This is a genomic window from Thermoleptolyngbya sp. C42_A2020_037 (assembly GCF_015272455.1).
GTDB lineage: Bacteria > Cyanobacteriota > Cyanobacteriia > Elainellales > Elainellaceae > Thermoleptolyngbya.
Genome location: NZ_JACYLP010000030.1, coordinates 13576 through 34615 on the forward strand (window position 1 = coordinate 13576; position 21040 = coordinate 34615).

Below are 21040 nucleotides of genomic sequence, written 5' to 3' on the forward strand. Positions count from 1 at the left end.
TGGTTTAGTTTTAGGGTGATACCTTGGCTCGTAGTAAGTGCTTCAGCGCTAAAGCGCTTACTACCAACCTAATTTCTAGCTCTGACATAGCACTAGTGCGTTTCAGGGTGCAAGCGTTGCAAGTGCTTTTTGGAACTATTCTGCTACTCGGACAACTAATAGTGATCGGGCAACTAAGAATGAGGCGGGCGAATAGTGAAATCGAGTGAGGGGGCGATCGCCAGCTTCCAGAATAAATTCGCATTGGGGATAATCCCCGCCAGCCCTATTCTGCCAAAAGTTCTGCCAAAAGTTCTGCTAAGAGTTGGTGAGGTCAGTCCGCTATTCTGCCACAAACATCCGTTAAGCCCTGGATAAATGCTGGGATCTTAGAGAAAACCTTGGAGAGAGCCACAGTATCCTATGCAACGAATTCCCCTTGCGGTTAATGGAACGCTGATGCGGGGTCTGGCGCTCAATGGCAATCTGCTTGCGGTAGGAGCTATCTTCGTCCGCGAAGCCAAAACCGAGCCTGCCTATCGCCTGTGGAGCATTGGCGATCGCCATCCAGCGATGCTGCGCGTGCGCGACGGGGGCCGGGCGATCGCCGTCGAAGTCTGGGAGGTTCCCCTAGACGGTCTGGGTCTACTCCTGCTGCAAGAACCCCCCGGCCTCTGCATCGGCCGCCTTAGGCTAGACGACGGCGAAGACGTGCTGGGTGTGCTAGGAGAGCCGTACCTGTGCGAAGGGCAACGGGAAATTACGGAGTATGGCGGGTGGCGAGCATATATGGAACGGACAGATTGATGGAGTGAGGGATTTTAGATTTTGGGTTTTGGATTTTGGGTTGAAGACTTGGAGAGGTAATAGGATGAGGAGAGCGCCGACCTTGCGCCTCATACCAGTCCTCCCAAATGCTGCTGTAAATAAATCGCTGAAAGCCGAGTCGCTGAAAGCCCTGTAGACACTCGGACTGGCCATCTAAAATCGCCAATCCAAAATTGCCAATCCAAAATCCAAAATCAACACCACACCCTATCTCGGTCTTATATCTCATCCTTGTATGTCCCTCCCCCTCCTCATCCTGCTTGCAGGTATTGGCACATTTCTCATGCGAACAGCGGGCGTGTGGCTGCCCGAACGGTGGGTTCCCACCCGATGGCTGAGCTATCTGCCGCTGGCGGTGATTTTGGCGATGGCAGCAGCGAGCGTAATGGGTCTGGGGAGCCAGCCCTCAGAAACGGTGGCGACGATTCTGGCGACGCTGGCGGTGGTGGGCGGGGCGCTGTGCAAGTGGCCGCTGGCGGTGTGCATTTTGCTGGGATGTGTGGTGTTTGGGGCGGTTTCGTCCTTTGCTTAGCGGCTTGCAGCGCGATTTATGAACCAGGGTTGGGTCTATCGGGAGCAGGTGACGCAGCGCGACGTAGGGCGATCGCTCTTGGATTATTACAGCCAGCGCTATCCACACTCCAGCCGCGACGAGTGGCAAAGCCGCATTGCCCAAGGGCAGGTTTTGGTGAATGGTCAGCCAGTTTCGGCAGACTATGTGCTGTGCCTGGGGCAGCAGCTTGCCTACCATCGTCCCCCCTGGCAGGAACCCGACGTGCCGCTGGCGTTTGATATTTTGCACGAAGATTCGGACGTGCTAGTGATCGCCAAGCCTTCGGGCTTGCCCGTGCTGCCGGGGGGCGGCTTTTTGCAACACACGCTGCTGGGGCAGTTGCAGCAGCGCTATCCGCAGAACCCGCCAACGCCAGTGCATCGTTTGGGACGGGGGACTTCTGGTTTGGTGCTGCTGGGGCGATCGCCCGCCGCAAAATCTCGCCTCAGCCAGCAGATGCGCGACCAGACGCGACAGGCAGAGATCCTGCTGAATTTTATTGCGAACTCACATTCGCCTTCTAGTTCGCCCCGGCGTTCGCATCTGCATTCTGGCTGGTATACCTCAGCAGTTCATCTGCCTGAGCATCTGGGCGATCGCCCTTTACGAAAAACCTATCTTGCGCTAGTCGCCCCTAGCGATCTGCCTGATCGCTTTACTATTACTCAGCCCATCGGCAAGTTGCCCCATCCGGTTCTCGGCTACGTGTATGGCGCTGTGTCCGATGGTTTGCCTGCCTACAGTGAAGGGCGCGTATTGCAGCGGCAGGGCGATCGCACCCTTGTTGAAATGACCATCCTCACTGGCCGCCCCCACCAGATCCGCATCCACTTAGCGGCGGTGGGCTATCCCTTGCTGGGTGACCCGCTCTACGCTCCTGGCGGCACGCCCCGCACCTTCGACATGGAAGCCGAAACGATCGAAGCGTCTGAAAAACTGCCCGTTCCTGGCGACTGTGGCTATTGCCTGCATGCTCACCATCTCACGTTTTTGCACCCCACCCACGCGCAGCCGATGACGTTCACGGTTCCCGCCCCATTTGCACGTCGTTGAACGATGAGGCACGCCTGTTTCACACCCAATTGTTTGAGCTATGACTTGTCAAATACTCCCTCAATCTGCTGATTGATGCTATGAATGCGGATTGATGCTATGAGATATGAGTGTCAGATACCATGACGTTGCCAGATCAGGCAGCCGCCATCCCTCCTCACTGTTCGTAGTGGTGACTTCAGTCGCCCCATTCCCGTTCGCAGGGGTGACTTCAGTCGCCCTAATTCCCGTTCGTAGGGGTGTTGTAGTCCTGACTTCAGTAGGGTGGTATCCGTTTTCTTAGCGCCTCGAACCGACTTCTCGAATAACTTCTTGAACTAACGTCTAGTGCCAATAGGGCAAATGGTGCAGGCTTTCCATGAATAAAGGCAATCGACCGGATCATGCGCTGGAGCGAACGAGAACCGGAGAGGAGACGCGATGGTATGCGCTGGAGCCGCAGGAAGCGCTGAGCCAGCTTGGAACCGATCCACGCACGGGGCTGAGTCAGGCAGTAGCAAGCGATCGCCTCTCTCAAAATGGCGCAAATGAACTGGCCGAGCCGCCGCCCAAAAGCGTGCTGCGGATGCTGTGGGAACAGATCACCGCAACGACCGTGGTGGTGCTGATTGTGGCGGCGATCGCCTCGGCGCTGCTGGGTGACTTTGAAGACGCGCTGGCGATTCTGGCGATCGTGGTGTTCAACGCGGTGCTGGGCTTCACGCAAGAATATCGGGCTGGCAAGGAGTTTGCAGCACTCAAAAAAATGGCCGTGCCCAAGGCGCGGGTGCTGCGCGATGGCGAGTGGCAGCAGATCTTGGCGCGAGAAGTGGTCGTGGGCGACATTGTGCAGCTAGAGGACGGCGACCAGGTTCCGGCAGACTGTCGCCTGCTAGAAAGCACCAACCTGCGAACCCAAGAAGCCGCCTTTACGGGCGAGTCAGAGTCGGTAGAAAAGCAGGTGGCGAAGATTGATGGGCAAGACTTGCCATTGGGCGATCGCCGCAACATGGTCTACATGGGCACGGTCGTCACCTACGGGCGCGGGCGTGGCCTAGTCGTCGCAACGGGCATGGACACGGAACTGGGCAAAATTGCCGACTCGATCCAGTCCGTGGAATCGGAGCAAACGCCCCTGCAAAAGCGACTCGACCAACTGGGCAAACGGCTGGCGATTGCCGCTCTTGCGCTGGTGGCCCTCATGTTTGCCATTGGTCTGGCGCGGGGCGGCAATGTAGAAGATCTGTTCCTGACGGCGGTCAGCCTGGCCGTGGCGATTATTCCCGAAGGGTTGCCCGCCGTGGTGACGATCGCCCTGGCCATCGGCTCGCGGCGAATGCTAAAGCGGCAAGCCCTGATCCGCAAGCTGCCTGCGGTAGAAACCCTCGGCTCCGTCACCACGATTTGCTCCGACAAAACGGGCACGCTGACAGAAAACCGCATGACGGTGAAAATCCTGGCGCTGGCGGGCGAACAGGTGGAACTGCGCGAATCCTTTGCCGAAATTACCTCCCGGCTAGACGGCAATAAGTCCATCTTTCGCCCTGGAGATGGCGTGCCGCTGAGTGCGCCGATCGCCCTGACGCTGGGAGGCAGCGCCCTCTGCAACAACGCGCTCGTCAGAGAAGATGAGGACGGCAAAGACAAGGCGCTGGGCGACCCGACAGAAATCGCCCTAGTGGTCGCAGCCGATCGTCTAGGCCTGAGCAAAGAAGAACTAGAAGTGCTGCTGCCTCGCGTTGCCGAAGCACCGTTTGATTCCGACCGCAAGCGGATGACGACGATCCACCAGTGGGGCGATCGCCAGGGGTGGGAGTCTTCCGATGTGGGCAAGCTGGTGCTGAGCCTAGTCAAGCTGCCCAATGCGCCCTATATTGCCTTCACCAAAGGGGCGATCGACGGAATGCTAGAGGTGTCTACCCACGTTTGGGACAACGGGCAAAAGCCGCTTGATGCCAACATGCGCGATCGCATTTTGCAAGATAACGACCGGCTGGCCAGCATGGGCACTCGCGTCCTCGGTGTGGCCTTTCGCTTGCTAAACGAACTGCCGCCTCCGGGTCGAGAACTAGAAGTCGAGCAAGACCTGGTGATGGTAGGCCTGGTGGGAATGCTCGATCCGGCGCGGCCCGAAGCCAAAACCGCTGTGCAAACCTGCAACGCAGCAGGCATCCGCACGGTCATGATCACGGGCGACCATCCCCTGATGGCCCGCACCATCGCCCGCGATCTGGAAATTGCCACCAACGACAAATACCTGACTGGGCAGCAGCTGAACCAGCTTTCCACTGAGGAACTAGAGCAGCAGGTGGGCGAGGTGTCGGTCTATGCTCGCGTCTCGCCGCAGCAAAAGCTAAAGATTGTGGAAGCCCTGAAAAATCGCGGCGAAATCGTCTCCATGACGGGCGACGGGGTAAACGATGCGCCCGCCCTGCGAAAGGCAGACATCGGCGTGGCGATGGGCATTACGGGCACCGATGTCGCCAAAGAAGCGGCAGACATGGTGCTGCTGAATGACAACTTTTCCACCATCGTTGCAGCGGTCGAAGAGGGGCGCGTCATCTACGACAACATCCGCAAGTTCATCCGCTACAACCTGACGGGCAATGTCAGCGGCGTGGTGCTGATGCTGCTGGCTCCGCTGATCGCCATGCCCCTGCCCCTGCGACCCATTCAGATTCTTTGGATCAACCTGCTGGCAGACGGGCTGCTGGCGCTGGCACTGAGCGTAGAACCCGCCGAGAAAAATGTGATGCAGCGACCGCCTTATCCACCGGGCGAAAGTGTGTTTAGCCGGGGCGTGGGGCGCGATATTGTGTGGATCGGCATTCTCATGGGGGTCATGTTCCTGGGCTTTGGCTATTGGGTCTGGTCTACGGGCCGTCCCAACTGGCAAACGATGGTGTTTGCAACGCTGGCGTTTTCTCGGATCTGGCTGGCCCTGGCGATGCGCTCCGAAAACCGCCTGCTGGCGCGAATTGGGCTGCTGAGCAACAAGCCCATGCTAGGCGCAGTGTTGCTCACCTTTGGGCTACAAATGCTGGTGATGACACTGCTAGTTCTCCAGCGCTGGTTTGAAACTCAGCCGCTCACAGGCGTTGAGTTGTGGGCCTGCGTGGGGGTTAGCACGATTGGCTTTTGGGCAGTAGAGTTGCAGAAGCTGGTGAGGAAGTGGGCTGGGCGATAAAAGGGAAGAGAGAAGAAGGAAGAAGGAAGAAGGAAGAGGGAAGGTTGCAGAAGCGGGTGAGGAAGTGGGCTGGGCGATAAAGCCTTTATGATAGAAGAAGTTAAGAAAACTTCAATATTCTCCGTAGCCTCTTATCTGTGACTTCTCAACTCACCGCACCCCAACCCCTCGAACCGCTCACCTGGGACTGGCAGGGCCACACCATCCGCTACACTGTGCAGGGCGCGGGTCAGCCGATTGTCCTAATTCACGGCTTTGGCGCGGCTATTGGGCACTGGCGAAATAATATCCCCGTGCTGGCGGCGGCGGGCTATCGTGTGTTTGCGCTGGATTTGCTGGGCTTTGGTGGATCGAGTAAACCGGCGATCGCCTACAGTTTGGAACTCTGGCAAGACCTGCTCAAAGACTTTTGGGTCGCCCACATCGGCGCACCGGCTGTGTTTGTCGGCAACTCTATCGGCGCGTTGCTCAGCCTGATGATGGCCGCCGACTATCCCGACCTAGTGCAGCGCGTCGTTTTGCTCAACGCAGCAGGCGGGCTGAACCATCGCCCAGAGGAGCTAAACCCACCGCTGCGGCTGGTCATGGGCGCGTTTACTCAGCTAGTGAGTTCTGACCTAGTGGGGCCGTTTTTGTTTGAGCAAGTCCGCAAAAAGCCTCGCATTCGCCGCACCCTCATGCAGGTCTACCGCGACCACACCGCCGTCACCGATGAACTGGTGAACCTGATCTACGAACCCTCCTGCGACCCCGGCGCACAGAAGGTCTTTGCCTCAATTCTCACGGCTCCGCCCGGCCCCAGCCCTGCGGAACTGTTGCCCCGTGTGCAGCAGCCGATTCTGGTGCTGTGGGGCGATGCCGACCCCTGGACTCCGATTGCAGGCTCCAAAATTTATCGCGAACTGGCGGCCGCCGAACCCGATCGCGTGCAGTATACGCCCATTGCGGGGGCCGGCCACTGTCCCCACGACGAATGCCCCGACACGGTGAATCGGCTGCTGCTGGACTGGTTGAGCGCGGGGAACCGGGGATGAGCTTGCCGACCGTCATTTTGCCGGGGTACTTTGCCGATGCTGCCCCCTATCGCGAGATGGAGCAGGCGCTCGAAGGGCTGGGCTTTTGGGCCAAGACCGTTCCCCTGCGGCGACGAGACTGGGTGCCAACGCTGGGCGGCCGCTCGATGACCCCGATTCTGGAAAAGCTGGATGCGACGGTGCGCCAGGTGCAACAGGAAACAGGGGGCGATCGCCTCAATTTGGTCGGCCATTCCGCAGGCGGCTGGATTGCTCGGATCTATTTGGGCGAAGTGCCGTACCAGATTCACCCCAGCGACGCGGGCAAGTCTTGTCTCTGGAAGGCCCATCCATCGGTGGCGACGCTGGTCACCCTGGGCACCCCCCACATCAGCCAGGAGCGCTGGACGCGGCGTAACCTAGACTTTGTGAAAACGCACTATCCGGGCGCATTCTATCCGCAGGTGCGCTATGTGTGCGTGGCGGGCAAGGCCGTGTATGGGCAGCGGCGACCGGGCACCTGGTTTGCCCACAGCAGCTACGAAATGACCTGCGGTGTAGGCGGCTGCTGGGGCGACGGCATTACGCCCATCGAAGCAGCCCACCTGGAAGGCGCGGAGAATATTACCCTGCCGGATGTCGTTCATTCGCCGCGACCGGGACGACTCTGGTACGGCTCGCCGGAAATCGTGAGCCAGTGGGCGCGATATCTGGCGTGAAACCTGCGACTGGGTTTCCGCTTGGCTGGAAATCAAGTCAAAGTTCCCCGGAAATCTCGAAAAGTCTTCTGTTAGGGCGTGGTTGGCGAGGGGCTGGCAGGAAGCGGCGCGGGAATGGTCTGCGCTGGAGCTGCTGGGCTGGGCGCGGCAGGGCTGGCGGGAGCAGTCTGCGGCGCGGGTTCGTCGGGCGTACCTAGGATGCTAGGGTTGCCCGTGTCGAATACGCCCGCCACGCAGGCGATCATCATGGTGGCCAGCGTGCCCACAAACAGCGCCTTCCAGCCCAGTTCAGAGATGTCTTTGCGGCGAGAGGGAATCAGCGCCGTAGTGCCACCGACAAAGATGCCGACCGAGGCGAGGTGCGCGAAGCCAGAGAGGGCATAGCTGACGATCAATAGAGCGCGATCGCCCAATACGCCATCCCGCGAGGCAGCCGCCAGCGATTGGTAGGGCGGAATTGCCGTTTCAAACAGGCGACGACCGATAATCACTGACGAAGCCCAGAGTTCGCTCCAGTCCAGCGACACACCCGTTAGCACCGTCAGCGGCAAAAACAGCGCCCCCAAAATGTTTTGTAGCGTAATCACCTGAAAGACGCTGCCAATGGGGCCGGGAATATTGGCCAGAGCGCCAAAAAATTGGTTGACCAGATACACCAAACCCAGGATCAGAATCAGCACAGCGGCGATCGCCACGGCCATTTTCACGCCGTCCAGTGCGCCCACAATGGCGGCATCCAGTGGACTCACCCGCTCGATCGGTTCCCCTGCCACGGTTTCTTGATGCACGGGTTCTGTCCGCGCCACGCCTGCCTCAAAGTCTTCCACTTCTTCGTTGAGCGCCTGATCGAGCGATCGCTCGTCGGGAATGCCGCCCGCCGTCACCGGCACGGTCGTTTCCGGCAGCAAAATTTTCGACAGCACAAAACACGCCGGAATCGCCATCACCGAAGCTGACACCAGATGCCCCAGAATATTCGGAAACACAGGCTTCAGAAAACTCACGTAAATCGCCAGCGTAGACGAGGCCGCCGTGCCAAAGCAGCACGCCAGAATCGCCAGTAGTTCGCTGCGGGTCATGCTGGCCAGAAACGGCTTCACTACGATCGCTGCTTCGATGCCCACAAAAATATTCGCCGCGCCACTGAGGGATTCTGCTCCGCTCAGGCGCATGGCGCGGTAGAAGATCCGGGCGAAGAAATTTGTAACGACCTGGATAATCCCCAAGTTATAGAGCAGCGCCATCAGCCCCGAAAAGAAAATGACCGCTGGCAAGGCCCGAAATGCAAAAATATAGCCCAACTGAATGCCGCACAGCCCCGGCAGCACCTCTCCTGGCTGCGCTGGCGCACAGGTGCCCGATGCAGGCAGCGGGGACAGCACCAGCGGCTCTTGACCTGGTATGGGAACCAATCGATTGCCAAATACAAATCGTGCGCCCGCGTCGGCTGCATCAAAAATAACGTTCAGCAAATCGGTAAACCATTGCAGAAAAAGCTGCGTAATCGGAAACGCAAACACCAGGAAGCCCAGAATGAGCTGGAGCAGGATGCCCCAAATCACCACACGCCAGGGAAAATACTTGGGATCGCGGTTTTCGGAAAACAGCCAGGCGACTGCACACAGCCCGAAAATTCCAACAAAGGAGATTAAATTCAGAATCGACATTTGACTTTGTCCTCTCTGAGGTAAATCCGGGTCGTCATGGTTATGCAGCTTATGCAGCGATAGACAGCGATTAGACTACGCCTAGTCACCAACTCGGTCGCAATCGGTCACTCGCAATCGGTCACTCGCAATCAGTCACTCGCAATCGGTCGCTCGGTCGCAAACTGAGGGAGCGATCAGGACGAACCGCTCACGCAATGGGTCGCGCTATTCCGAAGGGGGCAATTTGCTGACGGCCTCGCCTTGGATTTTACATAAGACTCAGGGGAAAGGGGATAAAAATTTCTATGCTGGCTCGTCGAAAATCTAGCCGCTTGACGAGTCGGATAGGATAGGGGTATTCCTTTCCCGCACCTGCTCATGGACGCTTTTGCTCTCGTGCCGCCCGACTGGACAGAGGCGGCGGTTCACGCTGTTGAGTTCTGTTGTCCAACCTGCCGCTTGTCTTGTACTGAAGCGCAGCAAGTGTGGATTAATCGGCGATCGCCCGTCTTTACCCACGACCACCGCCGCAAGTGGCAGGAGTTTTATCACTGCGCCTGCGGCACTGCGTGGTGGGCCTGGAGCAGCGATCGCCCCCCCACCGACCTCACGCCGCTAGAATCGCAGGGCGATCGCCCCAACACCACGCCGACCCTGTTTCCCGACTACCTGCTGGGCGGGTTTGACGATTTGCCCGACGTTTATCAAGGTGAGTAGTTCTAAGGTGAGTAGTTACTTGAAGAGGTAGGGGAATTAGATCTGCCACGCGGGAAGCCAGATCGAAATCCCTCTTCCGCTCTGAGAGCGGGATTTAGAATGAGGGTGAACTAGGCTGCGTCAATGCGTTAGGCAGATTAGCCCCCAAAAAATTGCAGCGGCCAGTCCGCCACAAAGCGGAATCGTGCCCACCCACGCCAGACCGATCTGACGCACCATGCTCCAGTGAATCTGGCTGCTGCGTTGAGAGAGACCAACCCCCACAACTGCGCCAACCAGCGCGTGGGACGTAGACACGGGCAGTCCCACCCGCGAAGCGATCAGCACCGTCGCGGCGGTGGCCAGTTCTGCACAAAGGCCGCTGCTGGGTTGCAGCGCGAGAATACCTTCGCCGATGGTGGTGATGACGCGGCCGCCCCACACCGCCAGCCCGCCCACAATGCCCAGCGCCCCTAGGACTAAAATCCACAGCGGCAGGATTGCCTCATCCCCAGCAGGCTGTATCAGGTAGACAATCGTCGCCAAAGGCGCGATCGCATTGCCGACATCGTTTGAGCCGTGGGCAAAGGCGACAAAGCAAGCGCTGACCAACTGAAATCGCGCCATAATCTGCTCGATGGGATTGGCAAGCTTGGCGGCAGTCGCCTCCCTATCTTCTCCTGTCGGATTCGGCAAATCAGGCAGCGCCACGGGGCGAGCGGCGATCGCGCTAATGCCCAGCGTAGCGATCGCCCCGATGATTAGCGCCAGCGTGTGGGGCGGCAGATGAATCTGGGCTGAAATTTGGCCTGAAATTTGGGCTGAAATGACGGGTTGCAGCACAGGCAGCACAATCAGCCCAAACCCGCTGACCAGCCCCAAACTCAGCCAGGGTAGCCATTCATAAATCTGCTGGAGTGGCTGCGGAGACTGCAACACGCCGCGCCGCAGAACGGTATAAAACCCAGCGGCGATCGCCCCACTGACCAGCGGCGTGACCAGCCAAGTGAGGGAAATTTGACCCAGCAGCGATCCGTTTACGGAATGCAGACCGGAAGCCGCCCAGCCAAACCCGGCGATCGCCCCTACGACCGCATGAGACGACGCGACGGGCAGCCCCAGCCGCGTGGCCAGATTAAGCCATAGCCCGCAAGTCATCAGCACCGACACCATGCCCAATAGCAAAACTTGAGGCGTATCAGCGAACTGATCTGGATTCACTACGCCGCTGGCCAACGTGCCCACCACTCGCCGCCCAAACAGCACTGCTCCTGCAAACTCCAGCACTCCGGCGATCGCCAATGCCTGCCGCAGCGACACCGCACCCGAGCCAACGGACGTGCCCATCGAATTCGCCACATCGTTCGCGCCCAGGTTCCAGGCAACGTACAGGGCCAATCCACTGGCAATTACAATCCAAATCACGCTGCTTGCGCTCCACACTACAGCTTAACCAAGCTACGGCTTAACAAGGACAAGACGGATGTCTATACGCGATCAATCACTCCTTGCGGGCTTTCCAGCATCAATTCATTTGAGTAGCGCCAAGAATGAGATGCCTAGAAGCCCCGCAGATGCCAGCCCCCAATCCAAAATCGCAAATCCAAAATCAAGAATCGATAGAATTCCTTGCCTCGCAATATTCCGACAACATTATTGAGAATTGCAAATAAACCCCTCTTAACCTCTCACAATTTCAGGATTCAGCGTTAACGTAAGGGGCAGTTTCTCTCCTGTGTCTCTGGGTTTTGGCGTGACTCGAAAAACCAAGTCAGCCCGTAAGTCATCTTCAAGTAGCGCAACCTCTCCGGCTGCGGTGCCTCGGCGATCGCTCAAGCGAGCCAGCCAAGTGTTGACCGCGCTCCCCGACAAACCACCCGAACCCGCAAAGGAATGGTCGATTCGAGAGGCGATCGCCCTGCTGCAAGACGTGATCCTCGCCGCCCTCGACAAGGGCTATAGCCAGGAAGATGTCGCCGCGCTGCTCAACCAGGCAGGGATTCCCGTCTCCCCGTCGTCTTTGCGCTATTATCTGTCCCGGCTCAAGCAGTCGTCTGCATCTCGGTCTGCGCCCATGCGCTCCAGTCCCGCTAGACAGAAGCCAAAACAGCGAACCCGTGCGATCGCCCCCGCCACACCTGCGATCTCAACCCCAAACCCCGCACCCCTCACAGAAGCTGCTGCAAACCACCCCGCTGCAAACCACTCTGCTACCCGTAACCGTACACCGAGATCGCAACAGGGACATGCTCAGGCTGCAAATCACTCCGCTGCAAACCACTCTGCTACAAACCGTTCGGTCGAAAATGTCATCGCCTACCTGCTCGATGAACCCGAAACGCCCCCGCTCGTAGCGACCGATGCCACCCCAAATCAGGAGTCGTCAACCTCCAGGCAAAAACGCAAAAAGCGAAAGAGATAACCTTGTTACCATTTCGTTGAACACGGGCGCGAACGGATCACAGCGTACCTTAGACATCCTCTGCCCTGCGAAAGGAATAGCCTTGCTTCAGCAACGAGACTGTGAAGAAGAGGCAGGGCTAACACGGCAAAAAGCAAACTGATCAAGATTGGGTCAGGAAAATTGATAGAAATTGTTCGCTTTTGGATACACTAAGTTATCCACTTTGCAAGCCCACTGCAACTTGCTCAACTGGGAATCGCCGACTCTACGAACAGCGTACAAATAGCGTACGAATAGCGTACGAATAGAACTGCTGAATAGAGCGGTGAATCGATTCTGATTACCTCTGACCCTATGCCTGACCGCAGAAACACTCGCTCATTGACCCAACCTTTACCACTATGACTACCACCAAAAAACGCCTCCCCGGCACGGTTCTGGTTCAGCAAGAATCTATCGAACAGGCCACCAGTCTGCTTGAACAACTCCCCGAAAAGCCCAAAGAAGTTTGGTCTCTGCGGGAAGCCATCGACCTGCTGCAAGACTCCATCTCAACCGCGCTCGACCGCGGCTATAGCCACGAGGAAATTGCTGCGCTGCTGGCCGATAAGAACATCAAAATCAGCGTCTCTTCCCTCAAGCGCTATCTGGCTTCCACCAAAAAGGACAAATCGGGCACCGCGGGCAAAACTCGCCGCCGCCGCAGCACCGCCGTTCAGAAAAAAGCCGTGACCGAGGCCGCTGCCGCGCTGCCAGAGGTCGAACCCGCTGCGTCTGAAGAACCCGCTGCTACCCCCAAAAAGCGCGGCCCCCGCACCAGCAGCACGCGCAGCACTACCGCCGCCAAAACCAAGTCTCCCCGCACTTCGACCAAGACGAAGACCACTTCTACAACCTCGACTCGCGGCCGCAAAAAACAGGCTTAGAGAAAGGCGGAAAGCTTAGAGAAAGGCGGAAAACAGTACGCGCCAATGCAATACGCTTCTGTGGGTGAGTGTTTCTGCGGAATCAGTATTTCGCAGGTATTTTCTATTGGATTGCAGCAATTTGGATTGCAGCAATTTTATACATTTGCTACCGTTCACACTACCTCTCAAGAGGAACGTTGCAAAATCTTACCTATCTCCGCAGAAGCCTTGCGCTGAGTCCCCCAGGCGCTAATAATTGGGGCTATTCGTGAACTCGATCGCCCAGCTTCGGTCACTGGTGCAAGACGTTGGTGGGGGCTGGTGATTGCGCTTTTAGGAGGCTCCATGTCCCACCGACCCATCATTCTTGGCATTGTTGGCGATAGTGCTGCGGGAAAGACGACGTTGACTCGTGGCATCGCGCAGGTACTCGGCGAAAACGATGTGACCGTCATCTGCACCGACGACTATCACCGTTACGACCGCAAACAGCGGGCTGAACTGGGAATTTCTGCCCTGCATCCCGACTGCAATTATCTCGACATCATTCAGCAGCACCTCTCGCTGCTGCGAACGGGGCAGCCGATTCTGAAGCCGATTTACAACCACAGCAGCGGCACCTTCGACCCGCCAGAGTATATCAAACCCAAGCGATTTGTAATTGTAGAAGGGCTGCTGGGCTACGCCACGCGAGGAATGCGTGACAGCTACGATGTCAAGGTCTACCTGGCTCCGCCGGAAGACCTGCGCCACACTTGGAAGATAAACCGCGATACCCGCAAGCGTGGCTATACTCGTGAGCAAGTGATCAAGCAAATCCAGCAGCGCGAGTCGGACTCAGAAGCCTTTATTCGCCCGCAGCGGCAGTGGGCCGATGTGGTGGTGAGCTTCTATCCGCCCAGCGACAACCTGACGCAGGATGAACTGCTGCTGGCGGTGCGGCTAGTGCTGCGTCCCACGATTCCCCATCCAGATTTCAGCAGCATTATTGGCGACGGAGAACACGCAGGCGGCGCGGTGCGACTGGGGCTAGATCGCGACATGGGCAAACCCGTAGACGTGATGGAGATTGATGCCCACGCCACCGCGGAGCAGGTGAGAGAACTGGAGCGCAGCCTGTGCCAGGAAGTGCCCTATTTGGGTCAGTTTTGCAGCCTGGAGGGTAACCCTGGCATCGGCAAGCTGATTGGCACGACCGGAGAGACGCTGCAAAGCTATCCACTTGCGATTACTCAACTACTGATTACCTATCACATGCTGAAGGCCGCGAACGTTTCTGCGAACGTTGCCTAGTACAGTGTCATGGTTTAGTTTTAGGGTGATGCCTTGGCTCGTAGTAAGCGCTTCAGCGCTAAAGCGCTTACTACCAACTAAAGTCCTAGCTGTGACACAGCACTAGCCACAAGATTCTGCAAAGCTAGAAGCTACACGTCAGGAAATTTTAGAATTCAAGAAATAAATTTGGGGTCTGTGAGATCCGTTCTGCTTTGACCTCCGTATTTGTGTCTAGAGCGCCACCCCCCTCCCCCGGATAGGCGTTTGTACAAGCCTTGCTCTAGGCGCATTAGGAGTCAATTAAACTATGGAACCCCCCGCCAAGATCGCAGTTCGCACTTTCTTGCAGCGGCTTACCCCCCGCCGATCTGTGCTAAAGCGGGCGATCGCCCTCAGCACGCTCGCAGGCTGCCTTTCAATCACCGCACTGGGTCTGACCAGTGGCTTGCAGCCCGCACCCCTACAAGCCTCTGACCATGACGACGGCGATATTGACGTTCGCAGCCGCGCCCTCAGCCTGACCGATCTCTACGTCTTTCGGGAAATTGACCAAAACTCGGCGGCCCGCGCGGGCGATTTAATACTGGTGCTAAACACCAACCCGCGATCGCTCGCTCGCCAGCAATATTACTTCAGCAGCAACGCTCAATACGACATCAAGATTGCGCGGGTTGCCAACGTCAACAACGCCCCCATGCCTCAGCCCGATCTGACGCTGCGGTTCACCTTCTCGCCGCCCAACAAAGGCAATCGCCAAGTCGTTACCCTGACCACTATTGACGGCAACAGACAAAGCAGCACCAACACCACTACCAGCGGCGGCCGCATTTTCACGACGGCCATCACCGATGCCGCACCGCGGCTCAACACCGTGCGGGTACGGGGTGCGAATCTCACCCTTTTTGCAGGGCTGCGCGAAGATCCCTTCTTCTTTGACGTGGAGGCTTATTTCCGCGTGCGGGCGGCGGTTGCAGGTTTCGGCCCGGCGGCGGGCTTCCGTTCACCCGACACCGCCATCGACTTCGCCAAGGGGTACAACGTCAACACCATCGTCGTCCGGGTGCCGCAGCAGGTCTTGGCGGGCGGCAGTAATGTCAATACCTTTGACCTATGGGGCACGATCAACATTCGTGACCCGCGCACAGGCCAATTTACCCAGGTGGAGCAGATCGCTCGACCGGGGATTAATGAACTGCTGACCACCAGTTCGCAAAGCATCTACGAAACCTATAACCGGACGCAGCCCGCTCGGTTTAACTCATCCGACAGCACCGTGATTCGAGACAACATCACAGCCGTCTTGAAACTGGTGGGCAACAATGACACGCGGGCGAACGCGCTGGTGCGGGCGCTGCTGCCAGACGTGATGCGGATCGACACCACCGTCCCCAGTGGCTATGGCAACAAGTTCAATGCGCTGGGTTCCCCGGCAGCAGGCCGGCGGCTGCTGGATGACGTAGTGGATGCGTCGCTAAATATCGTCACCAACGGAGCCATTACCACCGACAACGTTTCCTACAACGGCACACCCGGCAATCCGGCGCAGGGGCATCAACCGCTGGCGACCGCTTTCCCCTACTTAGCGCCACCCAACTAGAGTAAGACTGACGAACTTGCGATCAGTCCTGTAGAGGTTAGGGGTGAGGGTGAGAGTTTCTCTCTCAGCGCTAGATCAGGGAGTTAAGGTGTTTCTCCTGATAAGCTTCGATTCCTGTTCTCACCGGACAAGATTCCCCAACCCCTGAACCAGGGACGCTTTTCAAGCTAAAGGAATTTTAATGAACACATTGAATAGTTTGAGATCCGGCGGGCGGGGATGGCTGCTGGCGGTGGTGGGATTGTCGGCCACCAGTGCTGTGCTGTGGCTCACGCAGGCAGGCGGGCCGGCGCTCAATCGACTGGGCGATCGCCCTTCTCGCCATCTCGATGCCCCCTACCGCTACCCGTTTTCCGTCAGCACGTCCGGTGGCGCAACGGCGCGACTAGAGCAGGAAATTGCCCATTTTCAGGAGCGCGTCCGGCAGATGCCCGCCCAGAGCGTGGCGCAAGGACTGGAGCAGTCGGCGCTGGCGCTTGGCTATTTAAAGATGGCGCGGCTGACAGGGCAAAGCCACTGGTATCTGCTGGCAGACCAGACGGCGCAGGAGGCGCTCAGGGTAATGCCAGACCATCCAGAGGCGATCGCCGTCTTAGCACGGGTTGCCGAGGCGCAGCACGACTTTGACCGGGCGCTGGCCTTGGCAGCACAACTGGACGGATCAGAAGAGGCGCTGAGCGTCCAGGCAGCGGTGCATCTGGCAAGAGGCAACCTGAAGGCGGCGGCTGAGGCGGGCGATCGCCTGGTCGATCAAACCCTGAGTCCGGCTGCCTTTGCCCAACAAGCGCTGGTGCGGGCAGCGCAGGGCAACGATGAGGGCGCATTGCAAAGTTTCCAATATGCTCTGGAAGTTGAGGAAGCAGGCGACCTCAGCAGTGCGGCCCGCACGCGCACGCTGCTCAGCCGGTTCTATTACGAACGGGGACAGCTCGATTTGGCGCGGGATCTATATCATGAGGCGCTGCGAATTTTGCCGAGTTACCTGCCCGCCCGCCTGAACCTGGCCCAATTGGCGCTGCGGCAGGGGCGCTATGGGCTGGCGGCACAATACTATCACCAAGTCGAGGACATGGGCAGCGCCGCGACAGTTTACGAACCGCTGGTGCAGCGGGGACAGGCCCGACTGAAGCACCTGCAAAACCAGCCCGCCCAGGCAGCAATCCACTGGGCAAACGCCGAACTGCAACTACGGCAAACGCTGGCAGAGACATCGGCGGGTTCTAGCACCTTTGGCTTTGGGCATCGGCGCGACCTGGCGCGATTGCTGCTGGAGCGGGGCCGCCCAGAAGACACCGCCGAGGCGCTGGCGCTGATGAAAGCGGAAGTCAAGCAGCGGCGCGACGCAGACACGCTCGATACCTATGCCTGGGCGCTGGCACAGATGGGGCGCTGGCAGGAGGCTAGGGAGGTAGTTCAAGCGGCGATCGCCCTCGGCACTCGTGATGCAGCCCTGTGCGATCGCGCCGCCCAAATTGAGGAAGCCCTGGGCAACCCAGCGCAGGCCGCCGCCTATCGCCAGCAAATGCTTGAGATCGATCCCCAATTTGATCAAAACGCACGCCATGCCGTTGGTCTAGGCATAGGCTTGGGCGGCTAGCGACATAACGTTCACCGTTCGTATTTGCGGATCAGTCCTATTCTCTTCTACTGCATGAATTCATGCATTGACCTATGGATAAACTCATGCGTAAACTAGGTCGCTCCTTATCCTGGGCGTTGTTCTCCGGAGTTGTCACAGTGCTGCTCTGGCTGGGGCTGGCGGCTCCCGGACAAGCCCACTGGGCAGATTTGTCCGTTGCGGAAGTGCGCGTGGCAGAATCCACTGTGGAAATGACGCTCACCTATCCAACCGGACTAACGGCGTTTGCCGATGGCGATCGCAATGGTCAACTCTCTGCCCAGGAAGTACGCGACCATGCCCCGGCGCTACAGGCGTTTTTGGGTAGCCAGATTCGGATGCTGGATGGCGATCGCCGCCCCGGCACGCTCACGCTGGAACCGCTGGAAGCCAATGCACCTGTGCCCAACAGCGTCCGCCTCGCGCCAAACACCACCCACAGCACGCTACGCCTTACCTTTGCCTGGCCCCAGCCCATCCAGGGGGTGCAAATTCACTATGGACTGTTCCTGCCCGATGTGCCTACGGCAAGCTGCCTGACCACAATTCTGCAAAACGGGCGGCTGCGGACGTTTCTGTTTACCCCAAGGCAACAAACCCTGGCCCTCGCGCCAGGACTGCCCGGACTCGGCACAGGGGAACTGCTGCTGGCGATCGCCGGAGCGTTTCTCTGGGGCGCGGTTCACTCCATGTCGCCAGGGCACGGCAAAACGGTCGTCGGCGCTTATCTGGTAGGCGAACGCGCCACGCCCAAACATGCGGTATTCCTAGCGCTGACGACCACCATCACCCACACCCTCGGCGTGTTTGCGCTGGGGCTGGCGACGCTGTTCGCGGCTCAGTACGTGCTGCCAGAGCAGCTTTATCCCTGGCTAAGTCTGGCATCGGGCGCGATGGTGGTTGGGATTGGTCTGAATCTGCTGCGTCGTCGGCTGCGTTCAAAACCCTATTCGCATCACCCTGGCTCAGCGCATCAGCATTTACATTCCGATTTGGTTTCTGAGTCGTTGTCTCATCGACATTCCCATTCGCATTCTCAGAAACCCGACTCCACACATCTAAAACCAGTCCATTCAGAAAATCATCATCATCTACCTCAGCCGCATGGGTCGGCTGAGGTGGTTTCTGCTCATAGTTCGTCCGGTTTTCGACAGGATGCTCATGAGTTTCTGCATCAGCATTCTTCTGAGCATCTCCGTGTTGCGTCTCAAGGCATCTCCGAACGTCACCACCGTCATGTTGATGAGGATTCTCATGAGCATTCCCCAAAAGGTTCTCATAAGGATTCTGATGGCAACCCACATCACCATTCTCCCCAGAAACCCTGTAAGTCCTTCGGCAACCCTTCACATAAAGGTTCTCATATAAGTTCTCATAGGCATTCTCATAGAAATTCTCACGGGCATTCTCATAGACATTCTCATCAGGATTCCCACAGGCATTCTCATCTACCGCCCGGTGCGGATGGTGAACCTGTGACCTGGCGCAGTCTGGTGGCGCTGGGCGTTTCGGGGGGGCTGGTGCCCTGTCCGGCGGCGCTGGTGCTGCTGCTGAGCGCGATCGCCCTCGGTAAAACTGGGTTTGGGCTAGTGCTGGTGCTGGCCTTTAGCCTGGGGCTGGCAGGCGTGCTGACGGGGTTGGGGCTGCTGCTGGTGCGGGCCAAGCACTGGTTTCGGCGAGTGCCTGCCCCCCAGCGGTGGACGCATATCTTACCCTTGGTTAGCGCGGCGGGCATTACGCTGCTGGGCGTGGGGATTTCGCTTAAGGCGCTTACTCAGCTATTGCTGTGAGGGTGATTTTGGATTTTGGATTGGCGATTTTCGTAGATTGTTTTGACGATTGTTTGACCGAATTTTTGAGAACGTGACCGCAATTTCATCGTGAGTAAATTCTGAGCAAACTCCTATGCTGAAATACATCCTGTTAGTGCTGTCTGGTGCTGGGGCGATCGCCCTTCTTCCGCAAGCCACCCTCAGCAATCCGCTTGATAACCGCGACCTGTCTTGCTACATGGAAACCAGCAGCGGGCAAGTGCTGGATCTGAATCGACTGTGTGGCAACTCGACTCGTCCTCCGGCTGCTGCGCCCAATCCAGTCAGTCCGATGTCCCGTCCGCCCTCTCTTAACAATCCTGGCAGCAATAGCGGTAGTACGACTCCGACGGGCCGCGACCCGGACTTGTTGCTCAACGACGAGCCGCTTTCCGCCACGCCGATCGAGGATGAGCCTTACTTTACGCCCGTTGTTCCCATTGATGACATGGCAGGTGCCAATAGCCGCATCAGTGTGAACAACGGGCGGTGCGTGGTGCTGGATGCTCAGGGTCGCCGCTGCCCGTAGCACACTCCCGCTTGCATCCAGTCCTCTTGGCGAAACAATTCTGGCTGCTGCTGGGGTTGAAAGATGATTACCGAGCGATCGCCCGTCTGGGTTGCCCCGCTAGTGTGGGCGCTGGACTCCCAGTTCTCGCCACGCCAGCGCTGCGCCGATGGCCTCTGCCAGCGTGCTGATCAGCCGATAGAGAGCGACAACGCTAAGCAGAATGGCCGGCGCAAGCTGATTGCCCAAAAGGGCGATCGCCGTTGCCTCGAATACGCCAATGCCGCCGGGTGCGCCAGGAATCACCAGCCCCAGCAGCCACGCAAAGCTAAACCCGCTGATTAGCGGCAGCCACTGGGCCGGTGCAACGGGCTGCAAGGCCAGGGCGATCGCCACGAACCCCAGCCCCCGCAGCGCCACAAATCCGATTTCACCCAGCAGCGGCCGCAGGGGATAGCGCTTGAGCTGCCAGGGTTTAGCCTCAGATGGCACAGAAGACGGCGCAGAATCTGCCGAATCTGTGGCGGCATCAGCCGTCTTTTTGCCCCTGCCCTTGAGTTGCCGCAGCACGGACAGCACCGGATTCAGCACGCGGGGATGCATCCCTGCCAGCACAATGACCAAGCTCAGCGCCTGCACGCCCCAGTTTGCCTGCCGAATGCCCAACAGTCCCAGCATCAGCGCCGCCGCCGCCATCAGCAGCGGTTCCAGCAGCACGCTCAGCGTTGCCGCGCCCAGGGGCATGCCGCGCTCCTGCGACGCGACCACCCGCCCATAGAGATGCCAGACGTTTCCCGGCAGATACTTGGCAATATTGGTTTTCAGGTAGGTGCGCGTGGCCCACAGCGCCGGAACGGGCTGAGCCAAATCGCCCAAAATCCAGCCCCAGACCCAGCCTGTCCAGATGTGGGCGACGAGGGTAATCAGGAGGGCGATCGCCAGCAACCCCCAGCCCGCCCCCTCGATCCGAATCTGCGCGACCTCTGCCCAGTGTCGCCGCACCGCCTGCGCCAAAAAGAACAGCGCCCCGCCGAAAATGGCCCAGCGGAGGAAATCTTTGGGGCGGAGGTTTATAGATGGCATTGGGAAGAGGGAAGAGGGAAGGACGAAGAGGGAAGAACGAAGAGGGAAGAGGGAAGAGGGAAGAGGGAAGAGGGAAGAACGAAGAGGGAAGAGGGAAGAGGGAAGAACGAAGAGGGAAGAATAGGTTTTCGTTCTTCGTTTTTCGTTCTTCGTTTTTCGTTCTTCGTTTTTCGTTCTTCG

17 protein-coding genes and 1 pseudogene are annotated in these 21040 nt (G+C 58.3%); 15 read left to right on the forward strand and 3 right to left on the reverse strand.

Annotation, left to right across the window (positions count from 1 at the left end):
• Positions 1-402: 402 nt before the first annotated feature.
• From IGS16_RS09305 to IGS16_RS09330, 6 genes are all read left to right on the forward strand, one after another.
• On the forward strand, positions 403-786 hold the full coding sequence (locus IGS16_RS09305) for a glutamyl-tRNA amidotransferase (protein ID WP_297085106.1): 384 nt from the start codon (positions 403-405) through the stop codon (positions 784-786).
• Positions 787-1042: 256 nt separating this feature from the next.
• Positions 1043-1339: an AzlD domain-containing protein gene (locus IGS16_RS09310; RefSeq protein WP_297085107.1), complete on the forward strand. Its 297-nt coding sequence runs from the start codon at positions 1043-1045 to the stop codon at positions 1337-1339.
• Between the two features lie 18 nt (positions 1340-1357).
• Positions 1358-2413, forward strand: a complete 1056-nt coding sequence (locus IGS16_RS09315) for a pseudouridine synthase (RefSeq protein WP_297085108.1) — start codon at positions 1358-1360, stop codon at positions 2411-2413.
• Between the two features lie 358 nt (positions 2414-2771).
• Positions 2772-5579 carry a cation-translocating P-type ATPase gene (locus IGS16_RS09320; RefSeq protein WP_297085109.1) on the forward strand — a complete coding sequence of 936 codons (2808 nt, stop codon included), beginning with the start codon at positions 2772-2774 and terminating at the stop codon, positions 5577-5579.
• Positions 5580-5716: 137 nt separating this feature from the next.
• On the forward strand, positions 5717-6613 hold the full coding sequence (locus IGS16_RS09325) for an alpha/beta fold hydrolase (protein ID WP_297085110.1): 897 nt from the start codon (positions 5717-5719) through the stop codon (positions 6611-6613).
• The gene (locus IGS16_RS09330; protein WP_297085122.1) at positions 6610-7311 is read left to right on the forward strand and encodes a lipase; all 702 of its coding nucleotides are present in this window, start codon (positions 6610-6612) and stop codon (positions 7309-7311) included. Before IGS16_RS09325 ends, IGS16_RS09330 begins: the two co-directional genes overlap by 4 nt.
• 71 nt (positions 7312-7382) lie before the next feature.
• Here IGS16_RS09330 and IGS16_RS09335 read toward each other — a convergent pair whose 3' ends face one another.
• Positions 7383-8978 (reverse strand): nucleoside transporter C-terminal domain-containing protein, encoded by a 1596-nt coding sequence (locus tag IGS16_RS09335; protein WP_297085111.1) that lies wholly within the window; start codon positions 8976-8978, stop codon positions 7383-7385.
• Between the two features lie 360 nt (positions 8979-9338).
• On the opposite strand from IGS16_RS09335, the pseudogene IGS16_RS09340 reads away from it, so the two are divergent.
• Positions 9339-9572, forward strand: a pseudogene (locus IGS16_RS09340) (hypothetical protein); the annotation flags it as partial.
• A gap of 225 nt (positions 9573-9797) precedes the next feature.
• Here IGS16_RS09340 and IGS16_RS09345 read toward each other — a convergent pair.
• The gene (locus IGS16_RS09345; RefSeq protein ID WP_297085112.1) at positions 9798-11081 is read right to left on the reverse strand and encodes an inorganic phosphate transporter; all 1284 of its coding nucleotides are present in this window, start codon (positions 11079-11081) and stop codon (positions 9798-9800) included.
• A gap of 310 nt (positions 11082-11391) precedes the next feature.
• Between IGS16_RS09345 and IGS16_RS09350 the strand changes: the two genes are divergently transcribed.
• The 7 genes from IGS16_RS09350 to IGS16_RS09380 all read left to right on the forward strand — a co-directional run bounded on the left by IGS16_RS09350 (position 11392) and on the right by IGS16_RS09380 (position 19798).
• On the forward strand, positions 11392-12078 hold the full coding sequence (locus tag IGS16_RS09350) for a hypothetical protein (protein WP_297085113.1): 687 nt from the start codon (positions 11392-11394) through the stop codon (positions 12076-12078).
• A 383-nt stretch (positions 12079-12461) separates the two neighbouring features.
• Positions 12462-12986 (forward strand): hypothetical protein, encoded by a 525-nt coding sequence (locus IGS16_RS09355; protein ID WP_297085114.1) that lies wholly within the window; start codon positions 12462-12464, stop codon positions 12984-12986.
• 327 nt (positions 12987-13313) lie between these two features.
• A complete protein-coding gene (locus tag IGS16_RS09360) occupies positions 13314-14261 on the forward strand; it encodes a phosphoribulokinase (RefSeq protein WP_297085115.1) in 948 nt (315 codons plus the stop codon).
• Positions 14262-14550: 289 nt separating this feature from the next.
• A complete protein-coding gene (locus IGS16_RS09365; protein WP_297085116.1) occupies positions 14551-15840 on the forward strand; it encodes a DUF4331 family protein in 1290 nt (429 codons plus the stop codon).
• 181 nt (positions 15841-16021) lie between these two features.
• Positions 16022-17437: a tetratricopeptide repeat protein gene (locus IGS16_RS09370; RefSeq protein ID WP_297085117.1), complete on the forward strand. Its 1416-nt coding sequence runs from the start codon at positions 16022-16024 to the stop codon at positions 17435-17437.
• An 86-nt stretch (positions 17438-17523) separates the two neighbouring features.
• Positions 17524-19248: a sulfite exporter TauE/SafE family protein gene (locus tag IGS16_RS09375; protein ID WP_297085118.1), complete on the forward strand. Its 1725-nt coding sequence runs from the start codon at positions 17524-17526 to the stop codon at positions 19246-19248.
• 115 nt (positions 19249-19363) lie between these two features.
• Positions 19364-19798 (forward strand): hypothetical protein, encoded by a 435-nt coding sequence (locus tag IGS16_RS09380; protein ID WP_297085119.1) that lies wholly within the window; start codon positions 19364-19366, stop codon positions 19796-19798.
• Between the two features lie 99 nt (positions 19799-19897).
• Here IGS16_RS09380 and IGS16_RS09385 read toward each other — a convergent pair whose 3' ends face one another.
• The gene (locus IGS16_RS09385) at positions 19898-20860 is read right to left on the reverse strand and encodes a lysylphosphatidylglycerol synthase domain-containing protein (RefSeq protein WP_297085120.1); all 963 of its coding nucleotides are present in this window, start codon (positions 20858-20860) and stop codon (positions 19898-19900) included.
• Here IGS16_RS09385 and IGS16_RS09390 point away from each other — a divergent pair.
• Positions 20854-21040 (forward strand): hypothetical protein (locus IGS16_RS09390; protein ID WP_297085121.1); only part of this gene is annotated, 187 nt, incomplete at its 3' end. The genes IGS16_RS09385 and IGS16_RS09390 overlap by 7 nt on opposite strands.